Consider the following 424-nt stretch of genomic DNA (forward strand, 5'->3'; position numbering starts at 1 on the left):
TTGGGTATGTCCTGAAAAAACACGGAAATGGTCATCTAGGGCAGTGCTATTTAGAAAGCAAGCCAAACCCATTGCTGTTGTCTCGTCAAAGCCATGTTTTTTGATATGAAAGACATTCCAGCAATTATCAAAACCAATCCATTTTTTTCCTATTTGGTCAGGACTGACAATGTATGCAACAACTCGTCTTTTTTCCTCTTTGGCAGAAAATCGTCTAACAATGACATAAAAACCATCGTTGGGCATTAGCCATTTTTGAGAGTCTGGAGCAACCCTTATTGCATTGGGTTTCTTGTGCTCTTTTGGATATTGAAATTGTCTAGCAACAAAGTGATGTGGATAGAGTAATGGAACTGCTCCATCTGTTGGCTGTTGCTCCAAATACTCTGTCATCCTGTGCGATACAACAGGACCTGTGCTGACA

1 protein-coding gene is annotated in these 424 nt (G+C 40.6%); it reads right to left on the bottom strand.

The window, feature by feature from the left end:
• Nucleotides 1-393: hypothetical protein (locus tag ACO0KY_RS19670; protein ID WP_423048928.1), on the bottom strand; the 393-nt coding region annotated here is incomplete at its 3' end.
• Between the last annotated feature and the right edge of the window lie 31 nt (nucleotides 394-424).

Source organism: Undibacterium sp. Dicai25W, assembly GCF_049340505.1.
Lineage (GTDB): Bacteria > Pseudomonadota > Gammaproteobacteria > Burkholderiales > Burkholderiaceae_D > Undibacterium > Undibacterium jejuense.